This window comes from Streptomyces sp. NPDC041129, from assembly GCF_055592265.1.
Genome location: NZ_JBVIYV010000010.1, coordinates 41,732 through 59,949, shown reverse-complemented (window position 1 = coordinate 59,949; position 18,218 = coordinate 41,732). Strand labels below are relative to the sequence as shown.

The window sequence follows — 18,218 nt, the reverse complement described above, 5'->3', positions numbered from 1 at the left end:
GGCGCGACGACGAGGCGGTGGCCGAGCTCGGCAGTTGCTGCAACTTCGTCGTCCCGGTCGCGGGAACGGTCGTCAGCGGTGGCCAGCTCGGCGCCCTGTACGACGCGATCACCGGAGTGAAGCTGTACCAGCACCGCTCACCGCTGAACTGCGCGGCCGTGCACACCTCACCTGACGGCGACACGCTGGTCGTCGGCACCTACACGGGAGAGGCGATCGTTCTGCGCGATGAGGCGGGGACCGGGCTGAAGCCGGTGGGCGAACACCGCATCCAGGACAACGCCGTCAAGGGCATGGCCATCCAGAACGGTGTGCTGTTCAGCGTGTGCGCCACCGGCGCCGCGAGGTGGCACTCCCTGCCGGATCTGGGACTCGTCGCAGCCGACGACGAGGCGCACGCTCGCATAGCCAACGGCGCGGCGGCGCTCCCGGACGGTCGGTTCGTCAGCGTGAGCCGCGACCTGACGCTGAGGATCTGGACGGCTGCCGGGGAACAGCAGGCAGTGGTGACGACGCCGCACCGCAACAGCATCAAGTGCGTCGCGGTCGACCCGCACACCAGCCTGATCGCGACGGGTGGCTACCACGGCCGGGTTGCCGTCTACGACCCGGCCGCCGGCGAATGGGTGGGCGACGAGCGGCCGACGACCGCCGGGATCTCCGCGCTGACCGCATCCGGCTCACCTGGGCGTTTCCTGGCCTCCTCCTACGACGGCCGGGTGTACGGGATCGGGACGCCCGCCGCCGTGAACTCCGGCCGGAGCAAGTAGGAGCCGCCTGATGACGACATCCGATGAGACGTTGGTGGCGCGCCTGGCGAGTGCCCCTGTCCCGGTCGGCTCGACCCTGATGCAGCTGACCGTCTTCGGCCAGGCCGGCGCGGACGGCCAGGAGACGGAAGAAGTGGTCACCCTGCGGACGATCGCGCCCAGGAGGGAATCGGGCACCCCGCCGATCGCGCGCATCCACAGCGCCTGCTTCACCGGCGACGTCCTGGGCTCCGAGAAGTGCGACTGCGGCCCCCAGCTGTCCGCGGCCCTGGAGACCATCGTCCAGTCGCACAACGGTGTCCTCGTCTACATGCTCCGCCAGGAAGGGCGGGGCATCGGTCTGGCGAACAAGATCCGTGCCTACGCGCTGCAATCGGCGGGGCACGACACCATCAGCGCGAACCTCGCCCTCGGCTTCCCCGCGGAGGGACGTGACTTCCGCATCGCGGCGGACTGCCTGCGCCATCTGGGCATCACCCGGGTCCGGCTCATGACGAACAACCCGGAGAAGGTCGGGCAACTCGCCACCCAGGGGATCGTGGTCGAGGACCGGGTTCCGCTCGGCGGCTTCCGCACGCCCTTCAACGAGGCGTACCTGGAGGTCAAGGACCGGCTGATGGGCCATCTCGACGCGCTGGGCGTGACGCGTCCGCTGATCGGGCACCCGCTCGGCGCCCCACCGCGGGGGGCGTCATGACATCCGCGCCCCACGAGGCCGCGCGGACCTTCACCGAGGACGAGCGCACCGCGATGCGGCGGGCCGTGTCACTGGCCCGGCGCGGACTGGGCACCGTGGCTCCGAACCCGGTCGTCGGAGCGGTGATCCTCGACCGCGAGGGCCGGCAGGCCGGGGCGGGCTGGCACCGCAAGGCCGGAGGACCGCACGCCGAGGTCCACGCCCTGCGCGCGGCGGGCTCCCTCGCCCGGGGCGGCACCGCCGTGGTCACCCTGGAACCCTGCAGCCGGCAGGGACGCACCGGGCCCTGCACCCAGGCCCTGCTCGACGCCGGGATCCGCCGGGTCGTCTACGCCGTCCCCGATCCCACCCTCTCCGGCGAAGGTGCGGCGGTGCTGCGCGAAGCCGGAGTCGACGTCCGGTCCGGGCTCCTCGCGGAGCGGGCCACCGAGGTCAACCACGCCTGGCTGGCCAGCTCGGTCACCCGGCGGCCGCACGTCACCCTCAAACTCGCGGCCACGCTCGACGGGCGCATCGCGGCGCGCGACGGGAGCAGCCGCTGGATCACCGGGCCGCCGGCGCGCAGGGACACCCATCTGCTGCGCGCCAGGACCGACGCGATCGCCGTCGGCAGCACCACCGTCCTGGTCGACGACCCCGAGCTCACCGCCCGCGACACCGCCGGGCACCCGCGGGCACGGCAGCCGGTGCGGGTGGTCTTCGACCGCCGCCTGCGCACCGCCGCCGGCTCCCGCCTCGCATCCGACAAAGCGGCCCCCACCTGGATCCTCACCACCCGGACAGCGGGGGACGGGCACCTCGGAGCGGCCGAGCTGATCACCGTGGACCCCGGCTCGCGCTTCCTCACCACGTCCCTGCACAAGCTGTACGACAGGGGCATCCGGTCGCTCCTGGTCGAGGGAGGGGCCACGCTGGCCGGCGCCCTCCTGGCCGAGTCCCTGGTGGACCGGATCATCTGGTACAGCGCGGCCCGGCTGCTCGGACAGGACGGAGCGCCCGCCGTCCGCGGTCTCGATGTGCCGTCCTGCGATGCCGCGCCGGTCTTCCGCGTGATCGGGACGCGCCGGATCGGCGAGGACGTGCGCACCGTGCTGGAGCCCCAGTCCGCCCCTCACGAGGAAGAAGCGACGTGACCTCCCACATCGCGCACACGAACCTGGTCGACGCCGACATCAACTCCCTCACCGACAGAGCGGCGATGGGGCTGCCCGAAGGCTACGTGGAGCCCAGAGCCGAGCGCCTCCGGCACTTCGCGCTCGTCGCCGGGCACCCCGCCGACGAGCTGGCCGTGGAGGTCGAGGACGCGTCACTCGCGCTCGAACACCGACTGGCGGCGGGCACCGCGCTGGCTCTCGCGGGTGACCCGCGGATTCGCTGGGACGCCCCGCAGATGCTGCGCGTCCCCGCCGGTCGGGCACTCCTCGGCACACCCGAGAGCGAGGTCGACGAACTGCACGCCGACTCCGCCCAGTTCGGCGTGCAGCGGTCCTGGGTGGAGAAGGAGTGCCCCCGCCACACCCTCCCGGTCGCCGCCTTCCGCATCGCCAGATACCCGGTGACCAACGCGGAGTTCGCGGTCTTCCTCAAGGACACCGGCCATGCGGAGATACCGAGCGACTGGCACTACGGCCGGTTCGATCCCTCCGCCGCCAACCACCCCGTGTACACGGTCACCGCACACAGCGCCGACTCCTACGCCGGTTGGCTCGCCCGTCGCACCGGCCGCCGCTTCCGGCTGCCCACCGAACAGGAATGGGAGTACGCCGCGGCGGGGCCCGAAGGACGGCGCCATCCCTGGGGTGACACCTGGAACGCCCAGGCGGCCAACACACTGGAGACCGGCTTGCTCATGACCAGTCCGGTCGGGGCCTTTCCCGGAGGGCGGTCGTGGTGCGGGGCCCTGGACATGGCCGGAAACGTCGAGGAGTACACCAGCAGCACCTACGGCCCCTACCCGGGCGGGCAACTGGTGCACGACGACCTGTACCTGAGGCTCGGCGCCTACCGCATCGCCCGGGGCGGCGCCTTCAACCGGTTTCGTGACCTGGCCAGATGCCAGCGCCGGCACGGCCCGTACCCACGCTCGCTGTACGCGATGGGCTTCCGGCTGGCCGAGGACGTACCGGCGTCCGGGGAGGTCTGACGAACGGTGCGTATCGTCCATGTCCACTGGACCGGACTGCCCGTCACCGGCGGTGTGGAGACCCACCTGAACGCGGTCGTGGGCCAACTCGAGGCCCTGCCGTGCGAGGTGCGTTCCATTGTCGGCACGCGGCAGTCACCCGGCTGCGTCTACGAACCGGCCCTCGACATCGCCGAGCCCTTCACCCCCGACCGTGCCGCCGCACTCGCCGAGCGGTGCCTCGGCGCGGACATCGTGCACTGGCACAACCCACAGTGGCACAAGCCCGAGGTCGTGACCGCCGTCGTGGCGCGGCTGCGGGAGCGCCGGTGGCGGGGGCGCTTCCTCTTCGACCTGCACAACATCGACGTGCGGCCGGAACAGTGGGAGTTCCTCGCGACGCTCCCCGGCCCGATGGCCGCCCACTCCGCATTCGTCGCCGACGAGGTCAGGCGCAGACTGCCCGACACCGACGTCACCGTCCTCGCGCTCGCGCTGCCCCTGGACGAAGAACCGTTCCGGCTGCCCGGAACGGGGCGCACCACCGTGCTGCAACCCAGCCGGATGACCCGCTGGAAGGGCTCCCACCTGAGCCTGGAGGCGTCCCTGACCCTGCTGGACGAAGGCGCCGACCTGCACTTCGTGCACGCGGGAACCCAGCACCTCGTCTGGCCACCCGGCATCCCCGAGACCCTGCTGGAACAGGCGGGGGTCTGGCAGCGGAAGGGACGCGTGCACTTCACCCACTACAACCCCCGGCAGAGCTGGGCCGCGATCCGCGCGAGCGACATCGTCATCCATCCGACGATCGACCGGGGCGCACACGGAGAGCCGTTCTCGCTCGCCGTCGCCCAGGCCGTCATCTGCGGACGGCGCATCATCGCCAGTGACTCCGGCAACCTGCCGCTGCTGCTCGCCGACTACTCGGCCGCCACCATCGTCCCCGCCGGTGACGTCCAGGCACTCACCGGCGCGCTCAGAGAGGCCGCCCGCGGGCCCGCGACCGTACCGACCGCCGGTGACCGCGCGCTGGCGCAACGCCTGCGCGACGGGTTCGCGGCCGCCGGCCGGCGCCACCTGGACCTCTACCGGACCCTCGCCGACGCGGCGTGACGAGGCCGCCACCAGGGCGAGCGGAGCTCGCGCACGCCGATCCGCCCCAGTTCCCCCCGACCGGACACCTGGAGCCACATATGCCCACCCCCATCATCCTGGACTGCGATCCCGGCCACGACGACGCGATGGCGATCCTGCTCGCCGTCGGTGACCCCCGCGTGGATCTCAAGGCGGTCACCACCAGCGCGGGCAACCAGACCGTGGCGAAGACGGCCCTGAACGCACGGCGGATGTGCTCCCTGGCCGGGGCCTTCGACGTGCCCGTCGCCGCCGGATACGCCAAGCCGCTCACCGGCAGGCTGCTGATCGGCGACGACGTGCACGGCGAGACCGGCCTGGACGGCTGGGACTTCCCGGAGCCGGAGGTCCCGCTCCACTCCGCGCACGCCGTGGACCTCATCCACAACCTGCTCGCCGACAGCCGCGAACCCCTCACCCTGGTGGTGACCGGGCCCCAGACGAACATCGCGGGCCTGCTCGCCCTCCACCCGCAGGACAAGGAGAAGATCAAGGAAATCGTGTGCATGGGAGGAGCCACGCACCGCGGCAACACGCTGCCCTACTCGGAGTACAACATCCTGGTCGACCCCGAGGCCGCCCACGAAGTGCTCGACAGCGGCGTCCCCCTGACGTACTGCGGCCTCAACGTCACGCACCAGGCACCGGTCACCCAGGACGTCCTGCGGCGGATCGTCGACGTGGGCACGCACATCAGCAAGGCGTCGGCAGCCCTGCTCGAATTCCGTTCCAGCACCTACGACCAGATCTGGGACCTGCCCGACGCACCGCTGCACGACCCCGTCGCCGTCGCCCGCGTGCTCGATCCGAGCCTCGTGGAATGCGTCGAGGCCCCCGTCTCGATCGAACTGCACGGGGAGTTCACCCGCGGCGCGACGGTGATCGACCTCTACGGTGTCACGGGAAGGACCCCCAACGCGCAGGTGGCGACGCGCCTGGACACGGACCGATTCTGGGACGTGTTCATGACGGCGTTGGCCGCTCTGGGCTGACACACGACTACGGAGGCTGACCGACCGTGCCCGTTTCTCCCGCTCCGACGCCGGGTGCCCGCTTACTCACGGCGCTGGCCGGGGCGCAACTACTGGTGGCGCTCGACTTCTCCATCATCTACGTCGCGCTGCCCGACATCGGCACGAGCCTCCACTTCTCCGCGGTCGCGCTGCAGTGGATCGTGAGCGCGTACGCGATCTTCTTCGCCGGTTTCCTGCTGCTGGGCGGGCAGTTGGCGGACGTATTCGGCTCCGGCCGGGTGTTCCTCACCGCTCAGCTGCTCTTCGCCGCCTCCTCGGCCGGCGCCGCGCTCTCGTCGTCCGCCGCGGCACTGATCGCCGCACGGGTCGGACAGGGGGTGGCGGCGGCCCTGCTGGTGCCGGCGACACTGGGCCTGCTCAGCTCCGCCTACCCGGCGGGTGCGGAACGCGACCGGGCCGTGGCCGTGTGGGGCACCACGGGAGCGGTCGGGCTCGCCCTCGGCGTCACAGCCGGCGGAGGCATCCTCGCGGTGGCATCGTGGCAGTGGATCTTCTGGATCAACCTTCCCATCGTGGCGGTCTGTCTGCTCGCCGCCGGGAACGCGGTCCGCGCCACCACGGCCGGACAGCGGGCCCCCATCGCGGTCGCGGCCACGCTCTCGGCCTGTGCCGCGGTCGTGGCCGTGGTGCTGGCCTTCACGGAACTCTCCCGGGCCCGGCCCGCCCTCCCCGTCGTCGCGACCGCCCTGGCGGTCACGGTCCTGGCGGGCGGGCTCCTCGCGTTCAGCCAGAAGAGGCGCAGGCCGCTGGCGCCCCGGGCCCTGCTCGGCGTGCGGACCCTGCGAACGGCCTGCCTGGTCGCGGCGTTGTACATGGCGAGCTTCGGCGCCGAGTTCTACCTCGTCACCCTGTACCTCCAGGAGGTTCGGGACTACAGCGCGCTCGCCGCCGGCATGGCCTTCCTGCCCCTGGCCGGGACCATCACCGTCGGGAACACGGTGGCCGGCCGGCTCGCCGGGCGGGTGCCGCTGGGGCGGCTGCTGTCCATGGCCTTCCTCACCGGTGCGGCCGGCCTCCTGGTGCTCGCCCTGGCCGTGGGCGCCGAGGGCGGATACCTGCCTGGCATCCTGCCGGGGCTGCTGCTGAGCGGACTCGGACAGGGCATGGCGTTCACCGCGATGTTCATCACCGGAACGCGCGACCTCCCACAGGCGAGCAACGCCACCGGGAGCGCCCTGGTGACCACGGCGCAGTACACCGGCGGCTCCATCGGCCTGGCGCTGCTGGTCCTGCTGCACGGAGAGCAGCCGACGGCCAGGGACTTCGTGCTGACCTTCTGCGTCACCGCGGTCATCGCCATGGCGGCCGCGCCGTCGGTGATGGTCCTCCTCAACCGCACGGGGCGACGGACCGCCCCCGTTTCCCGCCCAGAACAGCCCTCAGAGCACCGGACCGGAGGTCATCGATGAACACTGCCCGTCTACTCGACAGGACCGAACTGCCCCTGCACGCCCGGCAGACGGTGGACGACTTCGAGAAGGAGCACGACACCTACTTCAGTCACCTGGTCCACTTCGACCCTCACCTGCTGGAATCGCTGCACACCCCCGGTGCGCTGCCGGACAACGTACGTGTCGCGTCCTCGGCCGATCCCGCGGTGATCGAGCGGATGGCCGAGGTCACGGCGGTCGCCAACCTTCCCGAGCAGCGCGACGCCGACCGCGGCCGCTATCTGCGGGCGCTCCTCGACATCTACGGCATGCTCCCCGTCCAGGCGCGGGACCGCGCGTCCTTACCCGGGACGACCGTGATCGCGCCCGAGCGCGAGGGGCGCATCCTGGCCGAGCGCCTCGGCGTCCTGCCCCGGAAAAGGGGCTGGACGCCCCAGGCCAAGCGGATGCCGGTGGCCGGCGGCCTGCTCGTCGGCGTGGACGAATGGCTGCCCTCGCGGGCGGACCGGCTGGTCGTCGTCGACGGCGTCGTGGCCAGCGGAGTGACCCTGATGGCGATTCTGCGACTGGCGTGTGAGGCGGGAGCCGAGGCCGAGGTCTTCACCTGCCACTCCACCCGGCAGGGCGCACTCGCCCTGGCACGGTACGCCGAGGAACTCGAGGTGTCGCTGACCCTTCACGTCGGACACGTGTCCGGGGCACTGAACGGAAAGTTCTACGCCGTGCGACCGGACGCCCCCGACCAGGTGCTGCTGGGCGACGTCGGAGACACCATCAGCCCCGTCGCCTCCGGCATCCCGCCGCGTGGACCACGACGTGACCGCGCCTGACCGCCCAGGGCTGCGCCCGAAACCGCCGCCGCCCGAACCCGGGTCCGGCCGCGGACCCGTCGACCGGTACTTCTCCCTGAGCGCGCGGGGCTCGACCTGGCGTCGTGAGATCGTCGCCGGGGCATCGACGTTCCTGGCACTGTCGTACATCGTGGTCGTCAATCCGGCCATCCTCGGCCAGGCCGGCATCCCCCAGGCCGCCGCCTTCTTCGCCACGGCGGCGGTCGGCGGCCTCGCCACCATGGCCATGGGACTGTGGGCCCGGCTTCCCTTCGCCGTCGCACCCGGCATGGAGATGAACGCGATGATCTCCTTCTCCGTGGTCGGCGCCCTCGCCCACACCTGGGCCGAGGCGCTGGGAATGGTGTTCTGGTCCGGCGTCGCGATGCTCGCCGTGTCCCTGCTGCGGCTGCGCGAGGCCGTGATCGACGCCATCCCCCCGCGGATGCGCTCGGCACTCGCCGCCGCGGTCGGCACCTTCATCGGCCTCGTCGGCCTGCAGATCGCCCACCTCGTCGTCACCTCCGACGGGCGGCTGTCCGGGCTGGGCGACTGGACGGGGCCACCGGCCGTGGCCCTGTACATCGGCCTCGCCGTCGCCCTGGTCCTGGATGCCCTGGGCGCCCGTGCCGCGGCGGTCCTTGGCGGCATCGCCGCCGCCGCACTGTACTGCGCCGTCGCGGGCATCAGGACCGAGGCCGGCCACGACGGCTTCCACGGCGGCGGGGCCGCACTGCTCCGCTTCGACCTCACCGTCATCGCCGATCCGAAGGCGTGGAGCATCATCCTCGTGCTCTTCGCCCTCGACTTCTTCGGCAGCATCGCGAAGGTGGTGGGGCTGTCGGCGGGCACCCCCCTGCAGGACGGCACCGGGCAGGTGCCCGGAATGCGTCAGGCGCTGCTCGTCGACGCCGGCGCCACCGTGGCCGGGTCCGCGGCCGGATCGTCCAGCTTCGTGGCCTTCGTGGAGAGCGCGGTCGGCATCCGAGCCGGAGCCCGTACCGGGATCGCGGCAGTCGTCACCGGACTGCTCCTGTTCTCCTGCCTGTTCCTCGGTCCACTCCTCGCCCACGTCCCGGTGGAAGCGACCACGGGCGCACTGGTCTTCGTGGCCGTCAAAATGCTCACCGCACTCCGTTCGGGCGGCACCGACCGCCTGGGCCTGGTCGTCACGGCGGCCGCCGTCATCACCACCATCGCCACCCTCGCGATCGACCAGGCCATGGCCGCGGCCTTCGTCGTCAGCACCGGAGCGAGCGTCCTGCGCCGCCGTGGACCGCGTCCCGCACTGTGGGTGACGACGCTGGTCCTCACCGCCGGCGTCCTTCTGCAGTACCTCAGCCTCTGATCAGCGCACGCAACCCCCTTCAAGGAGCTCCCATGTCCCACGACGCCCCGCTGCTCGCCGACTCGGTGAAGCAGCCCGACGGCACCCCCGAAAGGCTGCGCCGTCAGATCGAGTTCATCATCGAGGTGGACCGGCTCAAGGACGTCTTCCGGCAGAGCCCGCTGCTGGCCGCGAAGCGCAAGGAGAACGACGCCGAGCACTCGTGGCACCTGGCCCTGATGACCCTGGTGCTCGCCGAGTACGCGGACGAGCCCATCGACACGAGCAAGGTCCTCGCCCTCGTCGTCCTGCACGACCTGGTGGAGATCTACGCCGGAGACACCTTCCTGTACGACGCGGCGGCCGCCGCCGACCAGGACGTACGGGAACAGCGGGCTGCGGACAAGCTCTTCGCGCTCCTGCCCCCCGACCAGCGGGACCACTTCCGGTCCCTGTGGGACGAGTTCGAGGAACGCGTCACGCCCGAGGCACGTTTCGCGAAGGCCATGGACCGGCTCCAGCCGCTGCTCCTCAACTACGGCAACCGCGGCGGGACCTGGCGCACACCGGGAGTCACCGAGGCGGACGTGCTCGCCCGCAAGTCGGTGATCCAGGATGCCTCCGCCGACCTCTGGCGATACGCACAGGACCTGATCCGCACCGGTGCCGACAACGGCTGGGTACACCGCGCCGAACCGGGCGCCTGACGGCGGGACTTGACGGCGGCCACCGGGTCGAGCAGAGCCGCGCCGACGCCGAAGCCGCCGTCAAGGCCCGCCGTCCTCAGCCGGGGCGCTCACTTCCTTCCCGTCACTCGCGCCTGCGTGGTCCGTTCGGTGTGCCCCCTGTTCGAGGGCGCCTGGGCGACCGCCGCCGTGGACCTGACTCCCAGCCAGGTGAGGAACGCGAGGACGAACAGGCCTTCGACGATCAGGGAAAGCGGGCCGTACGGCGGCTCCCAGCCGGGCTCGTAGTAGCCGTCCGGCAGACCGACGGTGCGCGACAGCCCGAATCCGATGATCATGCCCAGGCTGACGGCCGCTCCCGTCAGCCATGCGGTCATGGGGCGTTTCCCGACCGCGAGCGTGGCAGCCACGACGAGCATGACGCCACTACCCACGGCGAACAGCACGCCCATGTAGAACTTCTCCTCCAGGTGGTCCGGGACGAGGAGAGCGTGCAGCACGGCGTTGCCGACCGCACAGCACGCTCCCAGTCCTCGCAGAGCGATGTCGGCGGCGGAGATGGAGATCATGGCGACTCCAGACGGGCACCGGTTGCCGTGAGCCGAAGGACGGCTTCGGCCCCGGTGGGTAGCCGGCGAAGGACGTACGGTGCGCTCCGGCCGCAGGCCCTCGGTTCGGGCCCGGACCGGAGTCACCCCCTGGGGAGGGATCGCCTCCGGCGAAGTAGGTACGGGATCGGCGCTCGGGGGGATTGCCTCCGCCCCTGCTCGCGCCGGTCAGTTCCGCTCCAGCGCGGCCAGTCGCAGCTCAAGCTGGTCGACCCGGTGTCGAAGCAGGGTGACCTGGGCCTCGAGGCTGACTTCCCGTTCCGCCCTGCGCTGGATGCGCGGGGACGAGGCGGCGCGCTCGATCACCGCCTCCAACTGGACCAGACGCTGCGGCCCGTTCGGGCCGTCGACCAGCCGGGACCGGATCTCGCCGTTGCGGTACCAGGACCGCAGGGCCGAGCGGGAAACGCCGGTCTCGGCTTCCGCCCTGGCCAGCGTGACCCAGGGTGTCTCGTCCAGCCGCTCGAACAGCTCCAGCTCGTTCTGCCAGCGCGCGAGCCGGTCCTCCCAGTCCGACGGTGTCTCCATCACACCCTCCCTTCGTCACGGTGACCCTGTCAATGACAGTGTATTGACAGGGTTGAGACCATTGAAGCATGTCATTCGAGAGGTTCACCGTGGAAGCCCGCAAGGTGGTCGTCACGGCTCAGGAGGAGGCGAGGCAGCTCAGGCACAACCACATCGGCACGGAGCACATCCTGTTGGGGCTGCTCGAGGCGCCGGACAGCACGGCGGCGAAGGTCCTGCACCAGCTCGGGTACGACAAGGAGACGGCGCAGGCCGACATCGCCGCGGTCGTCAAGCCCGGCACGGAGGAGCTGAGGGGCCACATCCCGTTCGCGCCTCGGGCGAAGAAGACGCTGGAACTCGCCCTGCGCGAGGCGCAGCAGCTGCACCACGGCAACATCGGTACGGAACACATCCTGCTCGCCCTCGTCAGGGAAGGGGAGGGCGTCGGCGCGAAGGTGCTCGCCGAGCGGATCGATCCGATCAGCAGGATCCGTGCCGCGGTGCTGGCGGCACTGGAGGGGGCGCAGGACCTAGCGGCCGGCCCCTGGCCGGCCGGCACACCTGCCGCCGAGGACACCCTTTCCACCGCGGGCGCGCTGGCCGGCGGCGCACCGGTCGGCAGCCATCACCTGCTGGAGGCGATGCTGCGGACGGAGAACAGCATGGCCGCCAGGGTGCTGCGCGAACTCGGCGTCGATCCGGACGCGGTCGCCGCCAAGATCGACGAAGTGGATCCGGAGACGACCACGGACGCGAACCCGGAGGAAGCCGCCGCGCGCAGGATGGAGATCCGGCTGGTCGAAGGTGAGGTGCACCTGATCCTTCGGGACCCCGCGACGGTCGCGATCACCAAGAAGGTCACCGAGCTGTCCAACGGACCGATCCAGGGAGTCGGGCCGGTCGCCGGCATGTTCGTCCCGCTCTGGCGGTCGACCAACCAGATGCTGTCGCAGATCCAGCTCCTCCTCGAACCGGAATCCGAACCGGAGGACGGATCCGCCACGAGCAAGGTGGCCAAGGCCGTGCGCACGGTCCTCGCACCCCGGTTCCGCCGGGGAACCGGCTGATCGGGTTCCCGGCCGAGGCGTTCGGTGAGCCGGGTTCGCCGTCCGGTCAGCCACGGCGACTGGAACCCGGCGGCCCGACCCGCTACCCCGCCTCGGCGCGGCGGCGCCCTGGATCGAGTACGACGTCGAGGGTGTCGCCGTTGCGGGAGCGCGGCGGAGAGCCGAATCGGGCCAAGCAGTGCCAGACCTTCTTGAGATCCTGCGGGTCGTAGCGGCCGGTCTGGGCGGCGTCTCCGATCACCTTGGGATCGAGCCGTCCGTCGACCGCGATCTCGGCTCCCAGGTCGACGTACCGCTGCCCACGGTAGTCCGGGTGGCGCCGCAGGTGATCGACGCTGAGCCGAAAGCCGGAGTGCCGCTCGACCGGACAGGGAAGTGTGCGGGCCGCGTCTTCCACTGCCGTGCCGAGATAGCCGGCATCGAGAACCAGCGCCTCGACGTCACGGTCGAGTACGACCGGGCCGTGAACCTGCGCCTCGATATGGCCGTCCACGACGTCGAGGCCGTCGGCCTCGGCCAGTTCGATGAGAGAGCAGCAGCCCGCGACGCCGAAGGCGAAGGCTCGGTCGAGCTGTCCGGATAGCAGAAGGTGGCCCGGGTGAGGGCGTCGGCGGTCAGCCTGAAGTACGAGGAGCCGAATCGCGGTGCTCCACCGGCGGGATCGCGCCGGAAGTCCAGTGCCCCGTACACGGGGCGTTCTTCGGGGGCGGCGTGGTCGTAGGCGCCTGCGAAGACACGGCTCTCCCAGCGCCACCGGTCTCCGCCCGGGTGCGCGGTCAGGCCGCCGTTGCTGGTGCCTGTCACGAACTGCGAGCGGTAGACGCCGTCTGCCGCCATGCTCAGCAGGATCGGCCGGCCACCCGCGACGCGGTCGGGGTGGAAGTTCATCGTCAACCGCAGCCGAGGGTCCAAAGCCCCTCCCGAAGACAGGGCAGCGACGTACCGCAAAGCCCGCTCCTGCGGCGACCAAGCCGTATCAGCCACCATCCGTGCAGTGTGCAGGAGCGCCGCCCGCTGTGGCATCTTCATTTCGACTCAGGTTGGGACCGTGCGGACCGTGCGCCCGGCCCCGTTGACCGCCCGCCGCTCGGCCTCGGGCCCGGCTCGGGTCCACACCGATACCGCGCGGCGCACATGCTCGTCCAGGTACGCCTCCGGCACCCCGGCAGCCGTCCGGCACCGAGGACGGCACCGGGGCACTCATCGGCGCGCCGAACCCCTGACGGCGCCCGCAGCAACCGAGGGACTGGTCGCCGCTGTCGCCGGTGGCGGGGAGATGTCGGTCTGCTGCAGTTCGGCCAGGAGCTGGTTCCGTCCGGCCAGCAGCTCGGTGAGGATGCGGCGCGCCGCGCGCAGGAGTGCGGCCACATCGCCACCGGCGAGCGCGTACGTGACAGTGGAGCCCTCTCGTGTGGACACGACGATGCCCGCCCGGCGCAGGATGGCCAGTTGCTGGGAGAGGCTGGATGGCTCGATCTCGATGTCGGCGAGCAAGTCCCTCACGGGGACCGGGCCGTGCTGCAGGAGTTCCAGGAGGCCCGGATCACGTCCGTGTCGCCGGCCGCGGCGACCGTCAGGTCGAGGTCCTTTCCCCCGCCCAGGGTGCCAAGGGCCATGCCACTGGTGTAGTCGACGACAGCCGCCCCAGTGCCCCCTCGATCCCGGTCACCATTTCCTTCAGTGCCACTTCCACAGTCGCCATCGGCGCCCTCCCCTTGGTCATCGGCTGCGGCCGGCTCCGTTTCCGGGCCCGCCCGTGCACGCACCGTATGCGCACCGGCCCACTGGGGGAGAAGCCTGCTCAAGAACGATCAAAGTTGATCGACCAGGCCTTTAACGTGTCAGTCCGGTGATTATTCCTGTCTGGGCGCCCTCGCTGAGGGCTTCGCATCGTTCGAGCAGGGCGTAGCCCTCGCAGAGCACGGTCTCGTGTCCGCCGTAGGACTCCAGGTTCAGGACCGCCGCTTCCAGGTGTCGGATCTCGCAGGCCAGCATCGGTACGCCGCCCGCCCCCTGCGCATGGCCGGCTGCTGCTCGCTGGTGGAGAACGGGGGTCAGCTCGGCGCCACTGGCGTTGCGGATGGTCTCGGCGTCACTGCCGCTGCGCAGGACGAGGCAGGCCTCGGCGTGATCGATGACGCGGACGAGGGCCCGGTACTCCGGCAGGGACAGTTCGAAGGCCGGCAGACCGTCGGCCGGGACGCTCGTACGTCCTCGTGCGCCGAATCTCTGCATCGATCCCCCCAATGGAGCACAAGAGTTGACCCTGACTGCGGACCGGTCCGCACCAGGAGGCGGAGACCTCGCCGACGGGGGCGGGTGTCCAGACGTACGGCTGCCCGATCTTCGGCAGTCCAATGCTCAACTGTTGCCCTATGAAAAGTTTCAGGCCAACCTTGATCAGGTAAAGGCGCGCGCAGGACCTCTTCAAGGGCGCGGCTTCGATGCCATTCGCCCCTCTGTATCCGTTTGGCCGTGAAGATGAGGAGGGGCTGATTCCTGCTCGCATGGGCGGAGAACGCCAAGCAGTTATGGAGCCGCCCTGCGTCGCCGCCCCCACCGATATGGCCGAAGCGCGTCCAGACGAGTAATGGCCCGGCGTACACCCGCTCGAGCGGCCTGCCCGTCGGAGTCCGCGGTCGATCCACTGATGCGCAGTTCGTGGGGGTCAGCGGAAGCTGAGGGCGGTAGAACCGCCTTAAGCGACGCCGAACGTCGGTGCATATCGGCACCGTGAGAACCAGGAGCGCCCATGAACAGCCTACTGCGCGGCCGCACCGCCGTGGTGAGCGGTGCCAGCAAAGGCATTGGACTGGCCATCGTCGCGGCACTGGTGCGGGCCGGGGCGACGGTGATCGCCGGGTCCCGAACCTCCACGCCCGAAGTGGAGGCACTCGTCGCGGAAGGCGCGGTCACCTGGGTTCGTGTCGACCTCAGCGATCCTCAGGACGCGGAGCGGCTCATCCACGAAGCCAAGGGACGCGTCGACATCCTGGTCAACAACGTCGGCGCCGCGCCCGCCCGGACCAGCGGCTTCCTGTCGGTGACCGACGCCGACTGGCAGCACATCCTGAATCTGAACCTGCTCAGCGCCGTACGGGTCACCCGTGAGGCCCTGCCGCTCATGCTCGAGGCCGGGCAGGGCTCGATCGTCACGGTCGCCTCCGTCAACGCCACCCTGCCCGACCCCATGGTGATCGACTACAGCGCCAGCAAGGCCGCTGTCGTCGCCTTCTCCAAGGCGCTGTCCAAGGAGGTCGGGCCGAAGGGCATCCGCGTCAACACCGTCAGCCCCGGACCGGTGCAGACCGACTTGTGGCTGGCCCAGGACGGGGTCGCGGCCACGGTCTCCGCAGCCGCCGGCATCACCCCGGACGACGTGGTCGCTCGAGCGGCCGGCTCCACCACCACCGGCCGCTTCTCCACACCAGCGGAAGTCGCCGATCTCGTCCTGTTTCTCGCCGGTGACCAGGCGGGCAACATCACCGGCAGCGACATGATCATCGACGGCGGATTCATTCCCACCTGGTGAGAACACGAGCGGCCGGCAGGGTCGCGGCACCGCGGTGCAGGGCCGGCGGAAGGCGCCTGAGAAGCCGCAGTCGAGGAGGTCGCCCGCTGGGGGAGGGCGGTCTGCCGGCCGTGAGTGACGGGCTGTGCGGCCGAGCCGGACCCGCGCGGGGGCCCTGTCTCCGGGCCAGGACCCCCGCGCCGGCGGCACGGTCAGGAGTTGACGATGCGCCGCACGTTGTCCACCGACCCGCAATCGGCCTTCAGCTGACGCTCGCGTTCCTCCAGGAAAGCCGCTCCCAACTCCTCCCGCCGCTCCATCGCCACGTTCTCGCGGGCGCCATTGAGGATGGTGCGCTCCTCCTCGTCGGCGTGGTGAGTGATGGCCTCCACCAGGTCCTCCAGCTTGGAGTCCCACTCCTCGGAGCCGACCTCCTCCACCTCCAGGAGGTCCAGGAGGGCCTTGTTGCCTTCGTCGTGCTCGTGCTCGCCGTGCTCGAGTTCCTCGTCGTCGATGTTCTTGTACCTCTTCAGGGCCGGATAGACCTTGGCCTCCTCGGCCAGCGCATGGGCGATCAACAGCTCCGCGAACTCCTGGAGTGCGGCCGCCCGGTCGGCTTCGACGCTGCGCATCAGGCGGAACAGGTCCTCCATGCGCCGGTGGTCCTGGAGGATGAGCTCGACGACGTCGCGTGTCTCGGCCATGGCAGGGCATCACTTTCGTACGAACGGATGGGGTCACTGACGCATACCCTCACCGTCCGCGTTGATGGCTCCCCGACTCCGGGACCGCCGGTGACTGGCGATGAGATCGAGTCGGTCGAGGCGCAGTCGTCCGGCTCCGCATCCGCTGGTCACCCGCGGCGCGACCGCTCGCCGTGTTTGGCGGGTTCTTGACGTGGCCGCAGGACTGGAGAGCGATCACCCGGCAATGAGGAAGTGGTGATACGCATTGCAATCGTCGCCCTGGCCCTGGTCGCGGGTGCGCTCGCGTCCCTGTCAACGGTCTGGTTCTCGCCCTGGTGGTCGGTCGCCGCCGTGCCCCTGATCCTGCTGGGACTTCTGGGCGCGTCGGATCTGCTGCAACGCCGGCATTCGGTGCTGCGCAACTATCCCGTCATCGGCCATGCCCGCTTCCTCCTGGAGCGCATACGTCCGGAGCTGCAGCAGTACTTCATCGAGCGGAACTTCGACGGACGCCCGTTCGACCGCGACATCCGCAGCATCGTCTACGAGCGCGCCAAGGGCACAGAGGCGGAGGAGCCGTACGGCACCGAACGGGACGTGTACCAGCCCGGTTACGAGTTCCTGGTCCCTTCGATGGCGCCGTGCCCGGTGCCGCAGTCCCCGCCCCGCGTACGGATCGGCGGCCCGGACTGCGCCCGGCCGTACGACATGGCGCTGCTGAACGTCTCGGCGATGAGCTTCGGCTCGCTGTCGGCCAACGCGATCCTGGCTCTCAACGGCGGTGCTGCAGCCGGTCGGTTCGCGCAGGACACCGGCGAGGGCGGGCTGTCGGAGTACCACCTGCGTCCAGGGGGCGACCTCGTGTGGGAGATCGGCACGGGCTACTTCGGTTGCCGAACCCGGGACGGCGACTTCGACGCGGCCGAGTTCGCCGACAAGGCCGCCCACGACCACGTCAGATGTGTGTCCCTGAAACTGTCGCAGGGTGCCAAACCCGGCATCGGCGGTGTGCTGCCCGGAGCCAAGGTGAACGCCGAGATCGCCCGGGTCCGGGACGTGCCCGAGGGACGTACCGTCGTCTCCCCGCCGTACCACCGGGTCTTCTCCACCCCGCGTGAACTCGTGCGGTTCATCGCCCGCATGCGCGAGTTGTCCGGTGGCAAGCCCGCCGGGTTCAAGCTGTGCGTGGGCTCACGCCGGCAGTTCCTGGCCGTGTGCAAGGCCATGCTGGAGGAGGGCACGGCACCCGACTTCATCGTGGTGGACGGAGCCGAGGGCGGGACCGGAGCGGCGCCGCTGGAATTCGCCGACCACGTGGGCACCCCGCTCACCGAGGGCCTGCTCACGGTCCACAACGCCCTCGTGGGGGCCGGACTGCGCGACCGGATCAGGATCGGCGCGAGCGGCAAGATCGCCACGGGTACCGACCTCGTCAAGCGCATGGTGCAGGGCGCCGACTACGGCAACGCCGCGCGGGCGATGATGTTCGCCGTCGGTTGCATCCAGGCGCAGAGGTGCCACACCAACACCTGCCCCACCGGCGTCACGACGCAGGACCCCCGACGAGCTCGCGCCCTCGACGTCCGCGACAAGGCGCCCCGCGTCCAGCGCTTCCAGGAAGCGACCGTGGCGAGCGCACTGCAGATCATGGCATCCATGGGCGTCACCGACCCCGCGGAGCTGCGCCCGCACATGCTCCGCCGACGCGTCGACCCCCTCACCGAACGCTCCTACGAGGAACTCTACGAGTGGCTCGAGCCAGGGCAGTTGCTCGCCGGGCCACCGGCTTCCTGGGCGGCCGACTGGAAGGCCGCCGACCCCGATCGTTTCACCGTGTGACCTGGA

17 protein-coding genes and 2 pseudogenes are annotated in these 18,218 nt (G+C 70.6%); 13 read left to right on the top strand and 6 right to left on the bottom strand.

The features are described 5' to 3' along the window. Positions 1–17: 17 nt before the first annotated feature. From ACZ6B1_RS27570 to ACZ6B1_RS27525, 10 genes are all read left to right on the top strand, one after another. On the top strand, positions 18–770 hold the full coding sequence (locus tag ACZ6B1_RS27570) for a WD40 repeat domain-containing protein (RefSeq protein ID WP_468782684.1): 753 nt from the start codon (positions 18–20) through the stop codon (positions 768–770). A gap of 10 nt (positions 771–780) precedes the next feature. Then, positions 781–1,467 carry a GTP cyclohydrolase II RibA gene (gene ribA / locus ACZ6B1_RS27565; RefSeq protein ID WP_468782682.1) on the top strand — a complete coding sequence of 229 codons (687 nt, stop codon included), beginning with the start codon at positions 781–783 and terminating at the stop codon, positions 1,465–1,467. Further along, positions 1,464–2,600 carry a bifunctional diaminohydroxyphosphoribosylaminopyrimidine deaminase/5-amino-6-(5-phosphoribosylamino)uracil reductase RibD gene (gene ribD, locus ACZ6B1_RS27560; protein WP_468782681.1) on the top strand — a complete coding sequence of 379 codons (1,137 nt, stop codon included), beginning with the start codon at positions 1,464–1,466 and terminating at the stop codon, positions 2,598–2,600. The genes ribA and ribD overlap by 4 nt, the downstream gene beginning before the upstream one ends. Then, positions 2,597–3,610: a formylglycine-generating enzyme family protein gene (locus ACZ6B1_RS27555; RefSeq protein ID WP_468782679.1), complete on the top strand. Its 1,014-nt coding sequence runs from the start codon at positions 2,597–2,599 to the stop codon at positions 3,608–3,610. The genes ribD and ACZ6B1_RS27555 overlap by 4 nt, the downstream gene beginning before the upstream one ends. Before the next feature lie 6 nt (positions 3,611–3,616). Next, positions 3,617–4,702: a glycosyltransferase family 4 protein gene (locus tag ACZ6B1_RS27550; RefSeq protein ID WP_468782677.1), complete on the top strand. Its 1,086-nt coding sequence runs from the start codon at positions 3,617–3,619 to the stop codon at positions 4,700–4,702. 80 nt (positions 4,703–4,782) lie between these two features. Beyond that, positions 4,783–5,715: a nucleoside hydrolase gene (locus ACZ6B1_RS27545; protein ID WP_468782676.1), complete on the top strand. Its 933-nt coding sequence runs from the start codon at positions 4,783–4,785 to the stop codon at positions 5,713–5,715. Between the two features lie 26 nt (positions 5,716–5,741). Further along, positions 5,742–7,166: an MFS transporter gene (locus ACZ6B1_RS27540; RefSeq protein ID WP_468782674.1), complete on the top strand. Its 1,425-nt coding sequence runs from the start codon at positions 5,742–5,744 to the stop codon at positions 7,164–7,166. Then, positions 7,163–7,978 (top strand): phosphoribosyltransferase, encoded by an 816-nt coding sequence (locus tag ACZ6B1_RS27535; RefSeq protein ID WP_468782672.1) that lies wholly within the window; start codon positions 7,163–7,165, stop codon positions 7,976–7,978. Before ACZ6B1_RS27540 ends, ACZ6B1_RS27535 begins: the two co-directional genes overlap by 4 nt. Then, the gene (locus ACZ6B1_RS27530; protein WP_468782670.1) at positions 7,965–9,326 is read left to right on the top strand and encodes a solute carrier family 23 protein; all 1,362 of its coding nucleotides are present in this window, start codon (positions 7,965–7,967) and stop codon (positions 9,324–9,326) included. The genes ACZ6B1_RS27535 and ACZ6B1_RS27530 overlap by 14 nt, the downstream gene beginning before the upstream one ends. A 32-nt stretch (positions 9,327–9,358) precedes the next feature. Then, a complete protein-coding gene (locus ACZ6B1_RS27525) occupies positions 9,359–10,012 on the top strand; it encodes an HD domain-containing protein (RefSeq protein WP_468782668.1) in 654 nt (217 codons plus the stop codon). Between the two features lie 89 nt (positions 10,013–10,101). Here ACZ6B1_RS27525 and ACZ6B1_RS27520 read toward each other — a convergent pair whose 3' ends face one another. Further along, the gene (locus tag ACZ6B1_RS27520) at positions 10,102–10,560 is read right to left on the bottom strand and encodes a hypothetical protein (protein WP_468782666.1); all 459 of its coding nucleotides are present in this window, start codon (positions 10,558–10,560) and stop codon (positions 10,102–10,104) included. A 207-nt stretch (positions 10,561–10,767) separates the two neighbouring features. Continuing rightward, entirely contained in the window at positions 10,768–11,127 is a 360-nt protein-coding gene (locus ACZ6B1_RS27515; RefSeq protein WP_468782664.1) for an excisionase, read from the bottom strand. A 68-nt stretch (positions 11,128–11,195) separates the two neighbouring features. Between ACZ6B1_RS27515 and ACZ6B1_RS27510 the strand changes: the two genes are divergently transcribed. Then, positions 11,196–12,176 (top strand): Clp protease N-terminal domain-containing protein, encoded by a 981-nt coding sequence (locus tag ACZ6B1_RS27510; protein WP_468782663.1) that lies wholly within the window; start codon positions 11,196–11,198, stop codon positions 12,174–12,176. Positions 12,177–12,258: 82 nt separating this feature from the next. Here ACZ6B1_RS27510 and ACZ6B1_RS27505 read toward each other — a convergent pair. The 3 genes and pseudogenes from ACZ6B1_RS27505 to ACZ6B1_RS27495 all read right to left on the bottom strand — a co-directional run bounded on the left by ACZ6B1_RS27505 (position 12,259) and on the right by ACZ6B1_RS27495 (position 14,411). Then, positions 12,259–13,163 (bottom strand): annotated as a pseudogene (locus tag ACZ6B1_RS27505) (DUF3626 domain-containing protein). 213 nt (positions 13,164–13,376) lie between these two features. Then, positions 13,377–13,712, bottom strand: a pseudogene (locus ACZ6B1_RS27500) (ArsR/SmtB family transcription factor); the annotation flags it as partial. Between the two features lie 297 nt (positions 13,713–14,009). Continuing rightward, a complete protein-coding gene (locus ACZ6B1_RS27495; protein WP_468782661.1) occupies positions 14,010–14,411 on the bottom strand; it encodes a hypothetical protein in 402 nt (133 codons plus the stop codon). A 517-nt stretch (positions 14,412–14,928) separates the two neighbouring features. On the opposite strand from ACZ6B1_RS27495, the gene ACZ6B1_RS27490 reads away from it, so the two are divergent. After that, the gene (locus tag ACZ6B1_RS27490) at positions 14,929–15,708 is read left to right on the top strand and encodes an SDR family NAD(P)-dependent oxidoreductase (protein WP_468782659.1); all 780 of its coding nucleotides are present in this window, start codon (positions 14,929–14,931) and stop codon (positions 15,706–15,708) included. Positions 15,709–15,899: 191 nt separating this feature from the next. Here ACZ6B1_RS27490 and ACZ6B1_RS27485 read toward each other — a convergent pair whose 3' ends face one another. After that, positions 15,900–16,391: a hemerythrin domain-containing protein gene (locus ACZ6B1_RS27485; RefSeq protein WP_468782657.1), complete on the bottom strand. Its 492-nt coding sequence runs from the start codon at positions 16,389–16,391 to the stop codon at positions 15,900–15,902. Positions 16,392–16,628: 237 nt separating this feature from the next. On the opposite strand from ACZ6B1_RS27485, the gene ACZ6B1_RS27480 reads away from it, so the two are divergent. After that, positions 16,629–18,212, top strand: a complete 1,584-nt coding sequence (locus ACZ6B1_RS27480; RefSeq protein ID WP_468782655.1) for an FMN-binding glutamate synthase family protein — start codon at positions 16,629–16,631, stop codon at positions 18,210–18,212. Positions 18,213–18,218 lie beyond the last annotated feature (6 nt).